We start from the raw sequence: 18337 nt of genomic DNA, 5'->3' as shown, positions 1-18337 counted from the left end.
GCGGGGAGAATGGGCCATGTGGACGTTGACGCCTTCGACTCACTGCTCGGCGACGAGGGGCAGGCGCTGCTCTCCGCGCTCCGGAACTACGACCCGGCGCGGGAGCTGGCCACCGCGACCCGGCTGCGCCGCGACCATCCGGCCGCCCTGGTCTCGGCGGCCCTGACCCAGGCCCGGCTGCGGCAGCGGGCGGTGCCCAAGTTCGGGGCGGAGGACGCCCATCGGATGTACTTCACGCCCGACGGCGTCGAGCAGTCCACCCGTGCGACCGTGGCCGCCTACCGCGCCGACCGGCTGGCCGATTTCGGGGTGCGCGGCGTGGCCGATCTGTGCTGCGGCATCGGCGGTGACGCGATCGCGATGGCGCGCGCCGGGCTGTCCGTCCTGGCCGTCGACCGGGACCCGCTGACGTGTGCGGTCGCCCGGGCCAACGCCGACGCGCTGGGCCTGTCGCAGCTGATCGAGGTGCGCTGCGCCGATGTCACCGGGATCGACACCTCGTCGTACGACGCGGTCTTCGTGGACCCCGCCCGGCGCGGTGGCCGGGGCCGGGTGTTCGACCCCGAGGCGTACTCCCCGCCGCTGTCCTGGGCGATCGAGGCGGCCCGTACCACCCCGCGCGCCGCCCTCAAGATCGCGCCCGGGATTCCGCACGAGGCGGTGCCGGAGGACGCGGAGGCCGAGTGGATCTCGGACCAGGGGAACGTGAAGGAGGCCGTCCTGTGGTTCGGCACCGCACGCCCCGGCATGCGCCGCGCCACGCTGCTGCCCTCCGGCCACTCCGTGCTCGGCGCCCAGCTCCCGGACCCCGAGACCGGCCCGGTCGGCCGCTGGCTGTACGAACCGGACGGCGCCGTCATCCGCGCCCACCTGGTGGCGGACGTCGCGGCCCGGATCGGCGGCCGCCTCATCGATCCGACGATCGCCTACATCACCGCGGACGAGCTGCGCCCGACGCCGTACGCCACCGCGTACGAGATCACCGATGTGCTGCCGTTCAACCTGAAGAAGCTCAGGGCGCTGCTGCGGGAGCGCGAGGTCGGCGTCGCGACCATCAAGAAGCGCGGCTCGGCGATCGAGCCGGAGCAGCTGCGCAAGAAGCTGCGGCTCGAAGGGGGCAACGCCTGCACGATCCTCCTCACCCGTTCGGCGGGCGCCCCCACGATGCTGCTGGGGCACCCCGCCTAGACCTCGCCCTCACCCAGGAGTTCGAACCACACCCCCTTCGCGTACACGCCCGTAGGGTCCGCGTCGGCCGTGCCCCAGGCGTCGGCGAGGGCCGCGACCAGGCCGAGGCCGCGGCCGTGGAGGCGATCGCCCGCGGGAAGGCACGCGGCGGTGGGGAGTTGGGCGGAGCCGTCGTAGACCAGGACGCGGTAGCGGGGCGGCTCGATCATCACGCGCAGCGTCAGGGAGTCGCCCTCGGCGTGCAGAAAGGCGTTGGTGGCCAGCTCGGAGGTGCACAGCGTCGCCGTGTCGACCAGCTCCGCCTGCCCCAGGGAGCCCAGCACGACGGCGACGAAGTCCCGGCAGACCTTGGCGGAGGTGGCGTGCCGGCTGCTCTGGAGCGTGTAGACGTACGGGTCCTTGGAGGGAGTCGGCGGGCGACGCGGTGGACGGTCGTCGGACTCGTAATCGGCATCCATGGGTCAACTCCCTGCGAAAGGGCCGATATCGCGCGTACCGTTACAGCGATCAACGCGCAGTAGCGGCGACGGCACCCAAGGTAGGGCAGTGACGCAAACAACTGCTACGGCCTTGTTGAATTTCCCCGACAATTACTCCTTAAGGGCTACGGAGGGCCATGCCACCCAGAAGCGTCCCGACCGCGCGTCAAGTCCGGCTCGGCACAGAACTGAGGAGGATGCGCGAGGGCGCCGGGCTCAGCATCCAGGAGGCCGCCGACCGGCTGGGCATCAACCGCACCCACATCACCAACCTGGAGCTGGCCCGCTTCGGGGTGAGCGAGGAGCGGGTGCGCGCCCTCGCCGCCATCTACACCTGCCCCGACCAGCCGTACGTCGACGCGCTCGTCGCCATGGCCAGGGAGCGCAAGGGCGGCTGGTGGGAGGAGTACCGGGGCCATATCGCCACCGGCGGGCTCGACCTCGCCGAGTTGGAGTACTACGCCACGAGCCTGCGCGTGGTCGAGCTGATGTTCCTGCCGGGGCTGCTCCAGACCGAGGAGTACGCACGGGCCGTGCTGGACGAGGCCGTTCCGGCGTGGTCGCCCGCCGAGATGCGGCGCAGGCTGTCCCACCGGATGAAGCGCCGGGACATCCTCGACCGGGACGGCCCTCCCCCGTGCACCTTCATGATCCATGAGGCTTGTCTGCGCATGCGGCTCGGCGGGCCGCAGCTGATGCGACGGCAGCTGGACAGCCTGCTGGAGGCGTCGACGCGGGAGAATGTCACCGTGCGGGTCATCCCGTTCGAGGCGGGCGGGTTCCCGGTCTCCGGCGTATCGGTCACGTACGCCTCGGGCCCGGTGCCGCAGCTGGACACCGTGCAGCTCGACGCCGCGCACGGTCCCATGTTCCTGGACGCCGAGACCCAGCTGACCAATCACCGGGCGGTGCTGGCCCGGACGATGAAAGTGACCCTCCCCCAGAAGGAGTCACGTGACATGATCCACGGCATCGCCCACCGTCTCTGAAGGCAAGACACCCCTGAAGGCAAGGAAATGTCTGAGATCAACTGGCAGAAGTCCTCGTACTCCACGCAAGGGGACGGCAACTCCTGCATAGAGCTCGCCTCCATAGGACCCGACGCCATAGCGCTCCGCGAGAGCGACGAGCCCGGCACCGTGATGACCACCACCCCCGCGGGGCTGCGGCCCCTCCTCCACGCCATCAAGGCGGGCCAGTTCGACCACCTTGCGGGGTAGGGCCTCCGGACCGGCTCCGGTCATGGCACGATCATCCCGCTGAGGGGCCGGACCGGAGGGTGGCAGGTGCATGGAACATGAGTGACGAGAAGCGGCCGGTATCGGATCAGGAACTGTCCGATCTCCTTCAGGATCTGGAGGAGATGCTGCGTTACCTGGAGGAAACGGTCCAAGGGCTCGACCAGTTGGCGAAGACGGTCGGCGACGACTGGAAGGGCCCCGCGGCGACCGCGCACAAGAAGCTCCAGCGGGACGCCTACCGCGACGCGGCGCGCGTCCGGCAGATGCTGCTGCACGTCGAGGACGCGACGAAGCGGCGCGGCGAGAGCCTGGGCGAGCGGTATCTGGAGCTGCTGCACCGCTTCCAGTCGATGCAGCGGTCGTCCGACTGAGTCAGTCGGTTCCCTCGGCGTCGTCGGGGCTGAGTTCGCGGTTGACGAGACGGTAGTAGCCGATCGCCTTGAGCAGGCCGAGGCCGCCCGTCACCGCGAAGACGACGGCGATCCCCATCGCCACTCCGAACGTCTCCGCGCCGAGGTCGGACATCGCCGTGGACGCCCCCAGCACCAGCCCGAGGCAGCACAGCAGCAGCGACGGCAGCAGCCACAGCAGCGCGCTGCCCGAAAGCCGCCAGTGCGGCAGCGTCTTCGGGTCCCGCCCCAGCTCCGCCCAGTCCCGCAGCCGCGCGCCGACGAACACGTCCCGCCGGATGCCCGAGGCCAGGCCCAGGCTGGACGGGACGGTGGCGCCCAGCGCGAGACCGAGGAAGATCACGCCGAGGATGTGCTCGACGATCTGGCCGGTCACCAGGAACTCGAACCCCGACACCGCCAGCGTCCACCCCAGCGCGAACACCAGCGTCAGCAGCCACAGCAGCAGCGCCCGGTGCGGCGCCATGTACCACCGCGCCAGCGTCCCCATCGCCCGCGCCCGGTCGGCGAGCAGCCCGGCACGGTCGGTCCAGGGCGCGAGGTCCGGGGCGGGCGGAGGCGGGGGCAGGGCGTCGGGCGGGGTCATGGAACGCAGTCTCTCAGTTCTGCCGGAGGCGTGAACTTCATTCCCGCGACGCGGTCATCCGGCCGACTCGAAGCGCCACCGGTGGACGGCCCGGCGCACCAGGTCCGGGCCCGGCTCGGGGAGTTCGGGCAGGCCCGGGGTGTCGTACGCACCCTCCCACCACGTGATCACCAGCACCCGGTCCTCGGGCGCGTGGAACGTCTCGCGGCGCTGTGGCGCCGGGTCGAGGGGCTGGTCGGCGACCCAGGCGAGCAGTTCCCCGCCCCGGCCCTCGACGGCCCGGGCTTCCCACATCAGGGCGACGGTCATGCGTAGAGGTTCTTCCGGCTCAGCTCGTGGACGTGGTCGTGGGTGTGCGGCGCGGGCGCCGGGACGTGGGGGTCCGTCACCGGGAGGGAGGAGTCCGCCGACAGGTCCCAGGCGGAAGCGGACCGGCCGCGCGCGACCATCTCCGCGCCGAGGGCGGCGACCATCGCGCCGTTGTCCGTGCACAGCTTGGGGCGCGGCACGCGCAGCGTGATGCCCGCGTCCTCGCAGCGGCGCTCGGCCATGGCCCGCAGCCGGGAGTTGGCGGCGACCCCGCCGCCGATCATCAGGTGGTCGACGCCCTCGTCCTTGCAGGCGCGGACGGCCTTGCGGGTCAGGACGTCGGCCACCGCTTCCTGGAAGGAGGCCGAGACGTCGGCGACCGGGACCTCCTCGCCCGCCGCGCGCTTGGCCTCGATCCAGCGGGCGACGGCCGTCTTGAGGCCGGAGAAGGAGAAGTCGTACGCGGCGTCGCGCGGCCCGGTCAGCCCGCGCGGGAAGGCGATCGCGTCGGGGTCGCCGTCGCGGGCGATGCGGTCGATGACGGGGCCGCCGGGGAAGCCGAGGTGCAGCACCCGGGCGATCTTGTCGAACGCTTCGCCCGCCGCGTCGTCGATGGTCGAGCCCAGCGGCCGTACATCGGTGGTGATGTCGGGCGCCAGCAGCAGCGACGAGTGGCCACCGCTGACCAGCAGCGCCATGGTCGGCTCGGGCAGCGCGCCGTGTTCGAGCTGGTCGACGCAGATGTGGGAGGCGAGGTGGTTGACGCCGTACAGCGGCTTGCCGAGGGCGTACGCGTACGCCTTGGCGGCCGAGACGCCGACGAGCAGGGCGCCCGCGAGGCCGGGACCCGCGGTGACGGCGATGCCGTCGAGGTCGGAGGCGGCGACCCCGGCGTCCTTCAGGGCACGCTGGATGGTCGGGACCATCGCCTCCAGGTGGGCGCGGCTGGCGACCTCGGGGACGACGCCGCCGAAGCGGGCGTGTTCGTCGACGCTGGAGGCGATCGCGTCGGCGAGCAGGGTGTGGCCGCGGACGATCCCGACGCCGGTCTCGTCGCAGGAGGTCTCGATGCCGAGGACGAGCGGTTCGTCAGCCATGGGTCTTCGTTCCTTGTACGCCTTGTACGGATGAGGGGGACGAGGGGGGCGCGACGGTGGTCGCCGGGCCGGTCAGGCGCATGACCAGGGCGTCGACGTTGCCGGGCTGGTAGTAGCCCTTGCGGATGCCGATGGGCTCGAAGCCGAAGCGCTCGTAGAGGCGCTGGGCGCGGGTGTTGTCGACGCGCACTTCGAGGAGCACCTCGCGGCATTCGAAGGCGGTGGCGGCGGCGAGCAGATCGGTGAGCAGGCGGGCGCCGAGGCCGGTGCCCCAGTGGTCGCGGGCGGTGGCGATGGTCTGGACGTCGCCGGTGCGGTCGAAGACGGCCAGCCCGGCGTAGCCGACTATGCGGCCGTCGGTCTCGGCGACCGTGTAGTGGCGGGTGGCGGCCCCGCCGCGGGCGTGCGCCAGCTCGGACCAGAACATCCCCTGCGACCAGGCGTCCTCGGGGAACAGCTCCTCTTCGAGCGTCAGCACCGGGTCGATGTCCCACCAGCGCATCTCGCGCAGCGCGACGTCTTCGTGGGCCGTGTCCGTCACTTGGGCGTGACCACCTTGTAGTTGGCGGGCACCTGGGCGTCGGGGCGGCGCAGATACAGCGGCCGGTCGGGCAGCAGCTCCTCGCCGCGCGCCAGCTTCTCGGCGGCGAGGGAGGCCAGCGCGCCCGCCGACTGGTACTCGGGCATGCCCGCGGGTACGTCGGCGAAGGCGTCCGGATAGAGCAGGGCGCCCGCGCCGACGGCCGGGAGCCCGGCGACGCCGGGCCGCCCGGTGAGGTCGGCGGGGTGGTCGACGGCAGGCTCGGTGACCCGGGTCCGCGGGTCGTCGTAGCGCGCCCAGTACACCTCCTTGCGGCGGGCGTCGGTGGCCACCACGAAGGGGCCGGTGAGCCCGGCCGCCCCGGCGGCGTACGCGATCCCGTCCAGCGTGCACAGTCCGTGCACGGGCACGTCCAGCGCGGCCCCGAAGGTGGCCGCCGTGACCAGCCCGACCCGCAGCCCGGTGTACGGGCCCGGGCCGACGCCGACGACGATGTCCGTCACGGCCCCCAGCTCCACGCCCGCCTTCTCCAGCGTCCGGTGGACGGCGGGCAGCAGCAGCTCGCCGTGGCGCCGGGCGTCGACCTCGGCGGTCTCGGCGAGGACTTCGGCGCCGTCGTGGAGGGCGACGGTGACGGCGGGGGTGGCGGTATCAAGCGCGAGCAACAGCACGAGGACAGCCTACGGCGCCGCCGGGGGCGGCCGCGGTGGACCGGTTGCGCCCGTTCACCGGTGCTACCGTCGGAGGACGTGCGTACGGGCGGTAAGCACGTACTGACCGCAGGAGAGGGTGGCCACCGTGCCAAGGAGCAGCACCGGGCCCGCCGTGGCCGTACTGACCGCGGCCGCGCTGGGCGTCGTCGGCTTTCTCGGGTACCAGGCCAAGGCCACCGCACCGGACCACCGCACCCAGGAGCGGCGCAGCTCGCACGCGGCAGGCGACGCGAAGGGCAAGACGAAGGACAAGGAGCGCAAGAAGTCCACCGCACTGCCCGGCGGCTCCGGCACGGGCCTGCGCGTCGTCTACGCCCTCGGCGACAGCCGGGTGTGGCTGGTCGGCGCCGACGGCAAGGCCACCCGCACGTATCCGGTGGGCGCCAGCTCGGCGAGCCCCGAGCCGGGCACGTACCAGGTCACCTCCCGCAATCCGAGCGGTGTCGGCTCGGACGGCGTGCAGGTGGAACACATCGTGGTGTTTCACCAGAACGAGGGAGTGACGTTCGGTTTCAGTGCGGCCATGGACGGCGGCATGCCGGACCAGCAGGCGACGAAGAAGACGGGCGCGGTGCGGGAGTCCCGGGCGGACGGCGCGGCGCTGTGGGAGTTCGCGCAGCCGGGCACGAAGGTCGTCGTGATCGCCTGAGCCGAGCCCCCTCAGGCCGCGTCGCGCTCCGGCTTGTCCCGCTGTGCCTCCACCAGGGAGGGAGCCGCCGCCTCGGCGGGGGCCTCCGGCGGGGTGGAGACGGCACTCGCCGCCGCGCAGGCCGCCAGCAGATCCCTCATCGACGGTGACCGGTCATCGCACCGGGGGTCGTCCAGGGCGGTGGGTTCGTGGGCCGACATGGATGCCTCCTGAGGGTCCTGGGGGCAGGTGGTTAGGCACGCCTAACCACGCTTCCCTCTCCATGTGACCACGTCCGATGCCCGAAGTGCAACATCATGCCGACGGCCTGTCGGAAACTCCGCCCGGAATTCCGCCCGGGCCCTCCCGCCTCAGCCCGCCAGCGACGCCAGGTCCGCGTCCGCCCAGCGAGGGCCCACGCCGGTCACGGCGACGCCGCGCACGTCGCTCGCCGCCGCGTCGGCCCCCACGGTGCGCTCGATCACCACGTGCAGCCGGTCCTCGGACAGCCCCTCGACCTTGCCCTCGCCCCACTCCACCGCGATCACGGACTCCGGCAGCGAGACGTCCAGGTCCAGGTCCTCCATCTCCTCCAGGCCCCCGCCCAGCCGGTAGGCGTCGACGTGGACCAGCGGCGGACCGTCGGACAGCGAGGGGTGGACGCGGGCGATCACGAACGTGGGCGAGGTGACCGCGCCCCGGACGCCCAGGCCCTCACCCAGGCCCCGGGTCAGCGTGGTCTTGCCCGCGCCCAGCTCCCCGGTGAGGAGCACCAGGTCGCCGGGGCGCAGCAGTTCGGCGAGCCTGCGGCCCAGGTCCCGCATCTGCTCGGGAGAGGTGACGGTCATGCGCGTGGTGCCTACGTCCATACCGGCCGATGGTACGGGCCTGGCCCGGGCCGCGCGTCCGCCCCGAGCCCCGGCCGAACGGCGGCCGACAACGCTGGTCAGCCCCTGGCCGAGCGGCGCCCCGTGCTGTCCCCCGCGTTGCCCACCACCTGGGTCAGCAGCTCGGCCAGATGCCCGTTGACCACCTCGGGGTGCTCCAGGATCACCAGATGGCCGCCGTCCTCCACGATCACCAGCTCCGCGCCGGGCAGCAGCTCCGCGATGGCCTGGCTGTGTTCCATCGGGGTGATCAGGTCCTTGTCCCCGGCCAGCACCAGCACCGGCACCCCGTCGAAGTGCGGCAGCGCCGCCGCCTTGTCGTGGGCGATGAACGCCGGATAGAACTCGGCGACCACATCGATCGGCGTCGCCTCGATCAGCCGCTCCGCGAACCGGGCCACCCCCGGGTCCACGTCCTTCGTCCCGAACGAATAGCGCTTGATCAGCCCCGCGAAGAGGTCCGCGGTCGCCCGGCGGCCCCGCTCCACCAGCTCGACCTGCCAGCCGAGCGCCTTGAGCAGCCCGGGCAGCACCCGCCGCACCGCGTTCATGCCGACCACCGGGAGGCCGAAGCTGACCTCGCCGAGCCGCCCCGCCGAGGTGCCGACGAAGGCCGCGCCGATCACCCGCTCGCGGATCAGCTCGGGGAACTGGGAGGCCAGCGCCATCATCGTCATGCCGCCCATGGAGTGGCCGACCAGCACCAGCGGCCCCTCGGGCGCCGCCGCGTCGATCACGGCCTTCAGATCGCGGCCCAGCTGGTCGATCGAGACCTGGGTGCCGTCCGTCTGGGAGCAGCCGCGCGCGGAGCGGCCGTGGCAGCGCTGGTCCCAGTAGACGGTGCGGACCACATCGCGCAGCGCGGCCCGCTGGAAGTGCCAGGAGTCCTGGCCGAGGCAGTATCCATGGCTGAAGATCACGGTCACCGGCGCCGCGGGCGCCCGGCGGAACCGGCGCTTGCGGCGGGTGGGTGCCGCCGGCTCACGTATCTCCTCGACCTCGTAGTACAGCTCCGTGCCGTCGTCGGCGACCGCCCGTCCCGGGGTGCCGCGCAGCGTGCCGTACGGGCCCTCCGCGTCCAGTGCGAGGCGCGCCTTGCGCCGTACGCCGCGGCCGACGGTCAGCCGCTCCAGCGCGACGCCCATCGCCGCGCCCGCCGCGACCACGCCGATCGCGGCTCCCGCGAACCCGGCGCCCCGGCGCCAGCCCACGGCTGTGGCCCCCGCCGCGGCCTTCGTCGCCGTCTCCACCGTGCTGTCGTCGCCCATGGTCAGATCCCTGTGCCCCCGAGGTCACCTACATAAACGCGGGGAACCCGGGCGCTGATCCGGGTGACGATCTCGTACGCGATCGACCCCACGGCCCGGGCCCAGTCCTCCGCGGTCGGCTCCCCGCTGTCGCCGGGGCCGAACAGCACCGCCTCGTCCCCCGGCTCCGCGCTGTCGCCGCCGAGGTCGACCACGAACTGGTCCATGGCCACGGTGCCCGCGATGGTCCGCCACTTGCCCGCGACCAGCACCGGTCCGGTGCCCGAAGCGTGCCGCGGAATCCCGTCACCGTAGCCGAGCGGCACCAGCGCGAGGGTGGTCTCCCCCGGGGTGACGTAGCGGTGCCCGTAACTGACGCCGTGCCCGCCCGGCACCCGCTTCACGGCGGCCAGCGATGCCTTCAGCGTCATCACCGGGCGCAGCCCGAAGTCGGCCGGAACGCCCAGCTCCGGGCTGGGCGAGATCCCGTACAGGGCGATCCCGGTGCGGACGAGGTCGAAGTGCGACTCGGGCACGGTCAGGGTCGCCGGGGAGTTCGCCAGATGCCGCACCTCCGGGCGCAGCCCCGCCCGTTCCGCCTGGTCCAGCATCTCGCGGAAGACGTCCAGCTGGGCGGCGATCGACGGGTGGCCCGGCTCGTCCGCGCACGCGAAGTGCGACCACAGCCCGGTCACCTTGACCGTGCCCTCCGCCTCCGCGGCCAGCGCCTCGGCGACCAGCTCGGGCCAGTCGGCCGGGGGGCAGCCGTTGCGGCCGAGCCCGGTGTCGGCCTTGAGCTGGACGCGCGCGGTGCGCCCGCACGCGCGGGCCGCCGATGCGGCCTCGCGCAGCGCCCACGTACCGCTGGCGGACACGTCGATGTCCGCCTCGATCGCCTGCCGCCACGGCCCGCCGGGCGTCCACAGCCAGCACATCAACCGGCCCTGGTCGCCCGCCGCGCGCAGCGCGAGCGCCTCCTCGGGCGTGGCCGTGCCCAGCCAGCCCGCGCCCGCCGCACGGGCGGCGCGCGCGCACGGGACCGCGCCGTGGCCATAGCCGTCCGACTTGACCACGGCCATCAGCTCGGCGGTGGGCGCCGCTGCACGCAGCGCCCGAACGTTGTCCCGCAGGGCGGTCAGATCGACCACGGCACGGGCGCGCATCGGTGTCTCGTCCATCTCCGTCAGTGTCTCAGGCTGGTCGACCGACCGGGGGATGTACCGGAATGTGAGCTTCCGAAAGCTGGCCGGAGTGGGCGCGAAAGCTGGCCGGAGTACGCGGCAAGGCTGACCGGAGTGTGCGCTTCCGAGCGCGGAGCGCCCTCCGTTCGGGAGACTGGGACCATGAGGATCGCCTACAGCGTCGAGACCGTACGAGCCGCTGAACAGGACCTGATGGCGCGGCTGCCCGAAGGAACACTCATGCAGCGCGCGGCAGCCGGGCTCGCCGCCGCCTGCGCCGACCTGCTCCCCCGGGTCTACGGGGCCCGGGTCGCCCTGCTGACCGGCAGCGGCGACAACGGAGGCGACGCGCTCTACGCCGGTGCCCGGCTCGCCCGGCGCGGCGCGGGCGTCACCGCCGTCCTGCTCGCCCCCGACCGCGCCCACGCCGGAGGTCTGCGCGCCCTGCGCGCGGCGGGCGGCCGCGCGGTGACCGCCGGCTCCGGCGCCCCCGCCGAGCGCGCCCTCGCCCACGCCGACCTCGTCCTCGACGGGATCGTCGGCATCGGCGGCAAGGGCGGGCTGCGGGAGGAGGCCGAGCGGCTGGTCCGGCTGGTGCGCGGCACCCTCGTCGCCGTGGACCTCCCCAGCGGGGTCGACGCCGACACCGGCGAGGTGCGGGGGGCGGCGGTGCGCGCCGACGCGACGGTCACCTTCGGTACGTACAAACCCGGGCTGCTCATCGACCCCGCCCATGAGCACGCGGGCGCCCTCCGCCTGGTCGACATCGGCCTGGAGCCCCATCTGCCCGCCGTCCCCGACGCGGAGGCCCTCCAGCACGAGGACGTCGCCGCCCTCCTCCCCCGGCCCACCGCCGAGAGCGACAAGTACCGGCGCGGCGTCGTCGGCGTCGTCGCGGGCTCCGCCCGCTACCCGGGCGCCGCCGTCCTCGCCGTCGCGGGCGCGCTGCGCGGCGGCGCCGGTGCCGTACGGTACGTCGGCCCCGGCGCCGACACCGTCATCGCGCGCTTCCCCGAAACCCTCGTCCACACCGGGCCCCCGGCCAAGGCGGGCCGCGTCCAGTCCTGGGTCGTCGGCCCCGGCCTCGGCGACGGCGCCGCCGCCCGGCACTCCCTGGACGACGTCCTCGGCTCCGACATCCCCGTCCTCGTCGACGCCGACGGCCTCCACCTCCTGCCCTCCGGCGGCCTCCACGGCCGCGCCGCCCCCACCGTCCTCACCCCGCACGCGGGCGAGGCGGCCGCGCTGCTCGGGGTGAGCCGCGCGGAGGTCGAATCCGGCCGGCTCGCCGCCGTACGGGCCCTGGCCGACAAGTACGGCGCCACCGTGCTGCTCAAGGGCTCCACCACCCTGATCGCCTCCCCCGGCCACCCCGTCCGCGTCAACCCCACCGGCATCGGCTGGCTCGCCACCGCGGGCAGCGGCGACGTCCTCTCCGGTCTCACCGGCTCCCTCCTCGCCACCGGCCTCACCGCCCGCGACGCCGCCTCCACCGGCGCCTACCTCCACGGCCTGGCCGCCCGCCGCACCACCGCCCCGGCGGGTGCCCCGATCGCCGCGTACGACGTGGCGACGGCCGTGCCGGAGGCATGGCGGGACATCCTGGGCTGACGCCGCCGAAGGCCGTGAGGGGGCGCCTCGCCCCCTCACGGCCGCGCCTGCTCCGGCAGGGTGAGGATCTCGGCACCGTCGTCGGTGATGGCGATCGTGTGCTCGCTGTGCGCCGTCCGGCAGCCCGTCGCGCTGCGGAGCGTCCATCCGTCCGCGTCGGTGACGAGTCGGGCGGTGTCCGCCATGATCCACGGCTCCAGTGCCAGCAGCAGTCCGGGGCGCAGCTTGTACCCGCGTCCTGGCCGTCCGGTGTTCGACACGTGCGGGTCCTGGTGCATCGTCGATCCGATGCCGTGTCCCCCGAACTCGGTGTTGATCGGGTAGCCCGCCTCGCTGAGGACCGTGCCGATGGCATGGGAGATGTCCCCGATACGCGCCCCGGGCCCGGCAGCTGCGATCCCCGCGGCCAGCGCGCGCTCGGTCGCGCTGATCATCGCGGCGCTCTCCGGGAGGTCCGCGTCGCCCACGATGAAGCTGATGGCCGCGTCCGCCGCGACGCCGCCCTTGGAGACGGCGAGGTCGAGCGTCAGCAGATCGCCCTCGGCGAGCGCGTAGTCGTACGGCCGCCCGTGGAGCACGGCGTCGTTGACGGCCGTGCAGATGTAGTGGCCGAACGGGCCGCGTCCGAAGGACGGCTCGTAGTCGACGTAGCAGGACAGCGCCCCCGCCTCGACGATCATGTCCTTGGCCCACCGGTCGATGTCCAGCAGGCTCGTTCCGACCGTGCTGCGGCTCTTCAGCGTCTGGAGGATGTCGGCAACCAGGGCGCCGGTGTCCTTGGCTCGGGCCAGCAGGGTGGGGCTCAGGATCTCGATCATGCGGCGCCCTTCTCATGCAACCAATTACTATACCGGCCATACTATACCGGTATTAAAATTGGGGACCCCCGGAAAAGGAGCGGCGACAGGAAGGGGCGGTCAGTAGCCTGACGCCGTGACTCCCCTGGGCTTCGACCGCTACCACGCCGAAATCGTCCGGCAGACCGACCAGTTGAGGGCCTGTCTGGCGGGGGCCGATCCCACGACCCCGGTGCCGACCTGCCCGGGCTGGAACCTCGGACAGCTCGTCCGCCACCTCGGCGGCGCCCACGGATGGGCCGAGACGGTCGTACGGACCCGGGCGTCCGAACCCTTCCCGGAAGACCTGCCCCGCCGCGCCGGCGAGGACCCCGCCGCCCTGAGCACCCAGCTCGGCGACGGCGCCGCGCGCCTGGCCGACGCGCTGCGCGACGCCGGGCCCGATACGCCGATGTGGACCCCGGGCCCCGGCGGGACCGCCATGTTCTGGGCGCGCCGGATGACCCACGAGACGGTGGTCCACCGGGCGGACGCCGCGCTGGCGGTCGGCGCCTCGTTCCGCCTGGACGAGGACGTCGCCCTCGACGCCCTCGACGAGTGGCTGACGTACAGCACGCTGCCCGAGGCGTACGAGGGCGAACCCGCCCTGCTCGGCCCCGGCCGCACCCTTCTTTTGCAGGCCACCGACGCGAACGCCCGGTGGCTGGCCGACCTCACCGGCCCCGCCCCCGTCCTGCGCGACGGCGACACCGGCCGGCAGCCCGCCGTCGAGCTCCGCGGCCCCCTGACCGACCTCCTCCTGCTGGTCTACCGACGACCCGCACCCGGCGTGGAGGTCACGGGCGACACGGCGCTGCTCGACCTGTGGCTGAAGCGGTCGGGCTTCTGGCTCCAGTGACGCGCCCCGCGCTCACCCCTTGACCGCGGAGCTGGCGACGCCCTGGACGAACCAGCGCTGGAAGAAGGCGAAGACGATCAGGACGGGCAGGACGAGGAGGACGCCGAAGGCGAGGATCTGCCCCCAGTCCGGGGGCTGTTGCCCCTGGAAGACGCTCATCTCCAGCGGCAGGGGGCGGACAGAGGGGTCGGAGACCATCAGCACCGGCCAGAGGAACGAGCCCCACTGCATGAGGAAGGTGAGGATCGCGACCGAGGCGAACACCGGCTTGGACATCGGAATGACGACCGCGAAGAAGGTGCGCCAGGGGCCCGCGCCGTCCAGTCGGGCGGCCTCTTCGATGCTGATCGGGATCTTCCGGAAGAACGTGTGGAACTGGTAGATCGAGAAGGCGTTGGCGATGAACGGGATCGCCTGGATGGAGATGGTGTTGCGCTGGTCGTTGAACATGTAGAAGAGCGGCACCGCCACCGACTCGAACGGCACCAGCATGAGCAGCAGGACGAGCGTGAAGACGGCATCCTGACCACGCCACTTCAGCCGTGACATGCCGTACGCCGCCATCGAGTTGACGAAGAGGCCGCCGGTCACGACCACGAACGACAGGAGCAGCGAGATGCCCATGAAGCGCCAGAAGTAACCGGTGCTGTCGGAGTTCAGGGCATCCAGTACGTGTGCGTAGTTGTCGAAGGACAGGTGGGTGGGAAGGAAGCCGGTCAGCCCGTTCAGCACCTCGTCGGAGGGCTTGAGGCTGCCCAGGAGCAGATACAGGACGGGCAGGACGAAGACGAACGCCAGGACGCCGAGGACGGCGTAGTCGGCGAAGCGGCGCAGACGGCGGCGCGGCGCATGGGACGTGGCCATGGATCTCAGTCCTCGTTGTCGGGCCGGACGACGCGGCGCTGGATGAGGGTCAGGACGACGACGATCAGGAAGAAGACAACGGTGATCGCGGACGCCTGGCCGATGTTGTTCTGGTCGAAGGCGGTCGTGACGGCCTGGTACATCACGGTGCGGGTGGAGTCCTCGTCGAGGCCGCCGCCATGGATGAGGACGTAGACCTGGTCGAAGACGCGGAAGCACAGCACCGAGGTGAGCATGGCGACGAACACGAGGGTGCCGCGGATGCCGGGCAGGGTGACGTGGCGGAACTGCTGCCATCGGGAGGCGCGGTCCAGTTCGGCGGCCTCGTAGAGTTCGCCGGGGATCTGCTGGAGGCCGGCGAGCAGGATGACCATCTGGAAGCCGACGCCCTGCCAGACGGACAGCACGATGATCGAGGCCATGGCGGTGGCGGTGTCACCGAGCCAGTCGAAGGCGCCCCAGTTGCCGAAACTCACCGCGTGCAGCGCGGAGTTGAGCAGACCCTCGTCGCTGCGGGCGAGGATGAGCCGCCAGATGACGGCGACCAGCGTCATGGGGAAGACGACCGGCATGAAGAACAGGGACCGGAACAGACCGATCGCCTTCAGCTTGCGGTTGAGGAGGATCGCGAGGGCGAGCGCCAGGCCCGACTGAAGCGGTACGACGACCACGGCGAAGGTCAGGTTGTTCAGCAGGGCCCGCAGGAACGGGCCGGACAGGTCGGGGTCGGTGAACAGCCGCCGGTACTGCTCCAGGCCGAAGAACTCAGGTGCCAGCGGCGAGCCCAGGCGCACGTTGTAGAAGGAGAGGACGACGGCGTAGCCGAAGGGGATGCCGACGAAGGCGATGAGGCCCACGAGGGCGGGCGTGGACATGAGCAGTCCGTGCAGCCAGTCGCGGTTCCTGGGCCCTGAACGCGCGGGCCGCTTCGGCCGCGCGGACTGCGCAGAGGTCATGGGCGGGCCTTCTTCCCCGCCTGGGGGCGCGGTGTGCGCGGGTTCGACGGTCTTCACGGGAGGTCCTGTTCCCGGCCGGAGCGGGCGCGCCGCCGCAGGCGGGCCCACCCCGGCCGATGCGTCCTACGGGATCTTGTAGCCGGCGTTGTCGGAGTAGTCCCGGTCGATGGCGCGGGTGGCCTTCTCCAGGGCCTTCTTGGCATCGGCGCCGCCGTAGACGGAGCTCAGGGCTTCGCTGAACTTGGCGGTGACCGTGGGGTATCCCGCGGTGACCGGGCGGGTCACGGCGACGCAGGACTTGATGATGTTGGTGTCGCCGCAGGGCTCGGCGAGCTGGTCGGCGAAGAGCTGGAGCGGGCCGCCCCGCTTGTAGAGGGGGCTCGCGGCGAGCGCGGTCCTGGTGGCGGGCGGGGCGCCATTGGCCTTCGTCATCGCCCTGACGTTGGTGTCGTTCAGGAGGTAGTCGAGGAAGGCGCCGGCGGCCTTGCCGTTCTCGGAGCCCGCGCCGATGCCCCAGGCCCAGGATCCCTGGCCGGTCTTGGGGCCGTTGCCGAAGTCGGGCAGCGGCAGCACGACCAGGTCCTTGCCGAGTGCCTTGCTGTAGGCGGGGTACATCCAGTGACCGACCCAGCTCAGCGCCACGCGGCCGTTGGCGAAGGCGTTGCCGTCGGTGTTGGGGTCGACGTACGCCTTCCAGGAGTGGAAGGTCTTCATCGCCGACACCACGGCCGGCGTGTCGAGGGCGCCTTCGGCCTTTCCGTTCTTCAGCAGGGAGCCGCCGGCCGACCAGACGATCGGGGCGAAGCCGTAGGTGCCCCATTCGGTGGCGTAGCCGGCGCTCTCCTGGAGGTCGAGCACCTTGCCGTCCGCGTCCTTGGCCTTGAGTGCCTTGAGCGCGGCGGTGAACTGGTCCGCGGTCCAGTCGTCGGACAGGCCGGTCGGGTACTTCACCCCGGCCGCGTCCAGCAGCTTCTTGTTGCCGTAGACGCCGAGCCCGGAGTCGTACATGCCCAGGCCGTAGTGCTTGCCGTCGATCTCGCCCTGCGCCTTGCTCGCGTCGGTGGCGTTGGCCAGGGTCCTCGCCGAGACGTAGGAGTCGATCGCGGCGAGCTTCTTGTTGTAGACGAAGTTCGCCATCGTGGGACCGTCGAACTCCATCACGTCCGGCAGCTCGGAGGCGTCGGTGGCGGTGATGGTCTTGGTGTAGTCGTTGCCGGGTATCAGCTTCAGCTCGACCTTGATCTTTTTCTGGGAGGAGTTGAAGGACTTCACGGCGTTCTGCAGGGCCGCGCCCTCGCTCTTCTGGCCCTGGTGGGCCCAGACGCTGATGGTGCCCTTGCCGCTGCCGGCCGAGGCGGAGGTGTCGCCACCACTGCCGCCGCCGCAGGCGGCCAGGGCGGCGAGGGGCAGGGCGAGGGCCAGGCTCGTACCGGCCGTGCGGCGGTACCTTCTGCTGGTCGGGCTCATCATGTCGTGCCTCCGTGCGGTGCGTGGGTTCGTGGTGCGCTGGCGCTTTCCGGAGTGGGAGGGGTGCTACTGGGGTCCGCGCGGGCGCGGCGGCGCGGTGGTCTCGCGCAGGACGAGACGGATGGGCATGTCCACCCGCCCCGGCGGTTCGGTGCCGGGTTCGTCCAGCCGGCTCAGCAGCAGCCGGGCGGCCTCGGCGCCCTGGCCGGCCACCGGCTGGGCGACGGTGGTCAGCCCGATGACGTCGGACAGTTCGTGGTCGTCGAAGCCGACGACCGACACGTCGTCCGGCACCTTCAGCCGGTGCCGGCGCAGGGCGCGCAGCGCGCCCATCGCCATCTCGTCGGACTGGGCGAACACCGCGGTCGGCGGCCGGGAGGCGGCCAGCAGTTCGGTCATGGCCCGCTCACCGCCCTCGACGGTGTAGTCGCCGTCCGCCTCCAACGCCGGATCGTGCGCGATCCCGGCTTCGGCCAGCACATCCAGGTACGCCTGGCGGCGCGCGATGGGCGTGGTCCAGTGCTGTGGACCGCTCGCCCCGCTGATCATGCCGATCCGGCGGTGGCCGAGGTTCACCAGATGCCGTACGGCACTCTCGGCGCCGGCCCGGTCGTCGATGCCGACGACGGTGAAGCCGGGACGGGCGCCGCCGACCGTGCTCGCCAGCGGTACGCCGAGGGAACGCAGTGCGGCCGACTCCTCCTCGTCGGGGATGAGCAGGGACAGCACGGCGTCCACCCGCTTGCGGACCGGCATCCTGGCGAAGAAGCGCTTGCGCGTCTCCGGCGAGCCCAGGTTGTACAGCAGGACGTCGTAGCCGGCGGCGCTGAACACCTGCTCGGCGGCGTCCAGAACGGTGCCGAAGAACCAGCGGCCCACGTGCGGGACCACGACGCCGATGGTGAAGGTGCGCCCGCTGGCCAGGCTGGACGCCGAACGGGACGCCGTGTAGCCGAGCCGCACGGCGACGGCGGTGATCTGTGCCCGCACCTCGTCGGAGACGCCCGGCCGGCCGCGCAGGGCGCGGGACACGGTGGAGGCCGAGACGCCGGCGGCGCGGGCGACATCGGTGATGCTGACGGTCACAGCGCGGTTCTCCCGTCGGTTTCACATCGGTGTGATCTGGAGGTGACGAGACCGTAAGCCCGGCCCCGCTGTTGCGCAAGCGTTTGCGTTCAGTTTTACTTGGCCCGATTCTCAAACGAGACCTTCGATGCCACTGGTCAGCGCACGCGTT

At 72.3% G+C, this 18337-nt stretch carries 22 protein-coding genes; 7 read left to right on the top strand and 15 right to left on the bottom strand.

The window, feature by feature from the left end; genetic code table 11:
* The first annotated feature begins 9 nt into the window (after positions 1 to 9).
* The gene (locus tag ACH4TL_RS40950) at positions 10 to 1188 is read left to right on the top strand and encodes a methyltransferase domain-containing protein (protein ID WP_398330344.1); all 1179 of its coding nucleotides are present in this window, start codon (positions 10 to 12) and stop codon (positions 1186 to 1188) included.
* On the opposite strand, the gene ACH4TL_RS40945 is transcribed toward ACH4TL_RS40950, so the two are convergent.
* The gene (locus ACH4TL_RS40945) at positions 1185 to 1646 is read right to left on the bottom strand and encodes an ATP-binding protein (RefSeq protein WP_398330341.1); all 462 of its coding nucleotides are present in this window, start codon (positions 1644 to 1646) and stop codon (positions 1185 to 1187) included. The genes ACH4TL_RS40950 and ACH4TL_RS40945 overlap by 4 nt on opposite strands.
* A 158-nt stretch (positions 1647 to 1804) precedes the next feature.
* On the opposite strand from ACH4TL_RS40945, the gene ACH4TL_RS40940 reads away from it, so the two are divergent.
* From ACH4TL_RS40940 to ACH4TL_RS40930, 3 genes are all read left to right on the top strand, one after another.
* Positions 1805 to 2656 carry a helix-turn-helix domain-containing protein gene (locus tag ACH4TL_RS40940; protein WP_398330338.1) on the top strand — a complete coding sequence of 284 codons (852 nt, stop codon included), beginning with the start codon at positions 1805 to 1807 and terminating at the stop codon, positions 2654 to 2656.
* A gap of 27 nt (positions 2657 to 2683) precedes the next feature.
* Entirely contained in the window at positions 2684 to 2887 is a 204-nt protein-coding gene (locus ACH4TL_RS40935) for a DUF397 domain-containing protein (protein ID WP_398330335.1), read from the top strand.
* A 77-nt stretch (positions 2888 to 2964) separates the two neighbouring features.
* Entirely contained in the window at positions 2965 to 3279 is a 315-nt protein-coding gene (locus ACH4TL_RS40930; protein ID WP_398330332.1) for a WXG100 family type VII secretion target, read from the top strand.
* A 1-nt stretch (position 3280) separates the two neighbouring features.
* On the opposite strand, the gene ACH4TL_RS40925 is transcribed toward ACH4TL_RS40930, so the two are convergent.
* Genes ACH4TL_RS40925 through tsaB form a run of 5 tightly spaced genes read right to left on the bottom strand, consistent with a single transcriptional unit; the run spans position 3281 to position 6522 of the window.
* Positions 3281 to 3904 carry a hypothetical protein gene (locus ACH4TL_RS40925; RefSeq protein WP_398330329.1) on the bottom strand — a complete coding sequence of 208 codons (624 nt, stop codon included), beginning with the start codon at positions 3902 to 3904 and terminating at the stop codon, positions 3281 to 3283.
* 54 nt (positions 3905 to 3958) lie between these two features.
* A complete protein-coding gene (locus ACH4TL_RS40920; RefSeq protein WP_398330326.1) occupies positions 3959 to 4213 on the bottom strand; it encodes a hypothetical protein in 255 nt (84 codons plus the stop codon).
* A complete protein-coding gene (gene tsaD / locus ACH4TL_RS40915; RefSeq protein WP_398330323.1) occupies positions 4210 to 5310 on the bottom strand; it encodes a tRNA (adenosine(37)-N6)-threonylcarbamoyltransferase complex transferase subunit TsaD in 1101 nt (366 codons plus the stop codon). Before tsaD ends, ACH4TL_RS40920 begins: the two co-directional genes overlap by 4 nt.
* On the bottom strand, positions 5303 to 5812 hold the full coding sequence (rimI, locus tag ACH4TL_RS40910; protein WP_398330410.1) for a ribosomal protein S18-alanine N-acetyltransferase: 510 nt from the start codon (positions 5810 to 5812) through the stop codon (positions 5303 to 5305). Before rimI ends, tsaD begins: the two co-directional genes overlap by 8 nt.
* 35 nt (positions 5813 to 5847) lie before the next feature.
* Positions 5848 to 6522, bottom strand: coding sequence for a tRNA (adenosine(37)-N6)-threonylcarbamoyltransferase complex dimerization subunit type 1 TsaB (gene tsaB / locus ACH4TL_RS40905; protein ID WP_398330320.1), 675 nt, complete (start codon positions 6520 to 6522; stop codon positions 5848 to 5850).
* Positions 6523 to 6649: 127 nt separating this feature from the next.
* Between tsaB and ACH4TL_RS40900 the strand changes: the two genes are divergently transcribed.
* Positions 6650 to 7213 (top strand): L,D-transpeptidase, encoded by a 564-nt coding sequence (locus ACH4TL_RS40900; RefSeq protein ID WP_398330317.1) that lies wholly within the window; start codon positions 6650 to 6652, stop codon positions 7211 to 7213.
* A gap of 11 nt (positions 7214 to 7224) precedes the next feature.
* Here ACH4TL_RS40900 and ACH4TL_RS40895 read toward each other — a convergent pair whose 3' ends face one another.
* The 4 genes from ACH4TL_RS40895 to alr all read right to left on the bottom strand — a co-directional run bounded on the left by ACH4TL_RS40895 (position 7225) and on the right by alr (position 10504).
* Entirely contained in the window at positions 7225 to 7413 is a 189-nt protein-coding gene (locus ACH4TL_RS40895) for a hypothetical protein (RefSeq protein WP_398330314.1), read from the bottom strand.
* Between the two features lie 150 nt (positions 7414 to 7563).
* A complete protein-coding gene (tsaE, locus tag ACH4TL_RS40890) occupies positions 7564 to 8061 on the bottom strand; it encodes a tRNA (adenosine(37)-N6)-threonylcarbamoyltransferase complex ATPase subunit type 1 TsaE (protein WP_398330311.1) in 498 nt (165 codons plus the stop codon).
* Positions 8062 to 8138: 77 nt separating this feature from the next.
* Positions 8139 to 9347 carry an alpha/beta fold hydrolase gene (locus ACH4TL_RS40885; protein WP_398330308.1) on the bottom strand — a complete coding sequence of 403 codons (1209 nt, stop codon included), beginning with the start codon at positions 9345 to 9347 and terminating at the stop codon, positions 8139 to 8141.
* A gap of 2 nt (positions 9348 to 9349) precedes the next feature.
* Positions 9350 to 10504, bottom strand: a complete 1155-nt coding sequence (gene alr, locus ACH4TL_RS40880) for an alanine racemase (protein WP_398330305.1) — start codon at positions 10502 to 10504, stop codon at positions 9350 to 9352.
* Positions 10505 to 10669: 165 nt separating this feature from the next.
* Here alr and ACH4TL_RS40875 point away from each other — a divergent pair, with 165 nt between their 5' ends.
* Positions 10670 to 12118 carry an NAD(P)H-hydrate dehydratase gene (locus ACH4TL_RS40875; RefSeq protein ID WP_398330302.1) on the top strand — a complete coding sequence of 483 codons (1449 nt, stop codon included), beginning with the start codon at positions 10670 to 10672 and terminating at the stop codon, positions 12116 to 12118.
* A 35-nt stretch (positions 12119 to 12153) separates the two neighbouring features.
* Here the strand turns inward: ACH4TL_RS40875 and map are convergent, their stop codons facing one another.
* Complete coding sequence (gene map / locus ACH4TL_RS40870) at positions 12154 to 12936, bottom strand: type I methionyl aminopeptidase (protein WP_398330299.1); 783 nt, start codon at positions 12934 to 12936, stop codon at positions 12154 to 12156.
* A 115-nt stretch (positions 12937 to 13051) separates the two neighbouring features.
* On the opposite strand from map, the gene ACH4TL_RS40865 reads away from it, so the two are divergent.
* A complete protein-coding gene (locus tag ACH4TL_RS40865) occupies positions 13052 to 13813 on the top strand; it encodes a maleylpyruvate isomerase family mycothiol-dependent enzyme (RefSeq protein WP_398330296.1) in 762 nt (253 codons plus the stop codon).
* Between the two features lie 12 nt (positions 13814 to 13825).
* On the opposite strand, the gene ACH4TL_RS40860 is transcribed toward ACH4TL_RS40865, so the two are convergent.
* The 4 genes from ACH4TL_RS40860 to ACH4TL_RS40845 form a co-directional block, all read right to left on the bottom strand.
* Positions 13826 to 14677, bottom strand: coding sequence for a carbohydrate ABC transporter permease (locus ACH4TL_RS40860; protein WP_398330293.1), 852 nt, complete (start codon positions 14675 to 14677; stop codon positions 13826 to 13828).
* Positions 14678 to 14682: 5 nt separating this feature from the next.
* Positions 14683 to 15690 (bottom strand): carbohydrate ABC transporter permease, encoded by a 1008-nt coding sequence (locus tag ACH4TL_RS40855; RefSeq protein ID WP_398330290.1) that lies wholly within the window; start codon positions 15688 to 15690, stop codon positions 14683 to 14685.
* Positions 15691 to 15756: 66 nt separating this feature from the next.
* Positions 15757 to 17103: an ABC transporter substrate-binding protein gene (locus ACH4TL_RS40850; RefSeq protein ID WP_398330287.1), complete on the bottom strand. Its 1347-nt coding sequence runs from the start codon at positions 17101 to 17103 to the stop codon at positions 15757 to 15759.
* Between the two features lie 63 nt (positions 17104 to 17166).
* Complete coding sequence (locus ACH4TL_RS40845; protein ID WP_398330284.1) at positions 17167 to 18186, bottom strand: LacI family DNA-binding transcriptional regulator; 1020 nt, start codon at positions 18184 to 18186, stop codon at positions 17167 to 17169.
* Between the last annotated feature and the right edge of the window lie 151 nt (positions 18187 to 18337).

The sequence above is a fragment of the Streptomyces sp. NPDC021115 genome (genome assembly GCF_044333065.1).
Taxonomy (GTDB): Bacteria; Actinomycetota; Actinomycetes; order Streptomycetales; family Streptomycetaceae; genus Streptomyces.
This window is presented reverse-complemented; position numbering and strand designations above follow the sequence as displayed.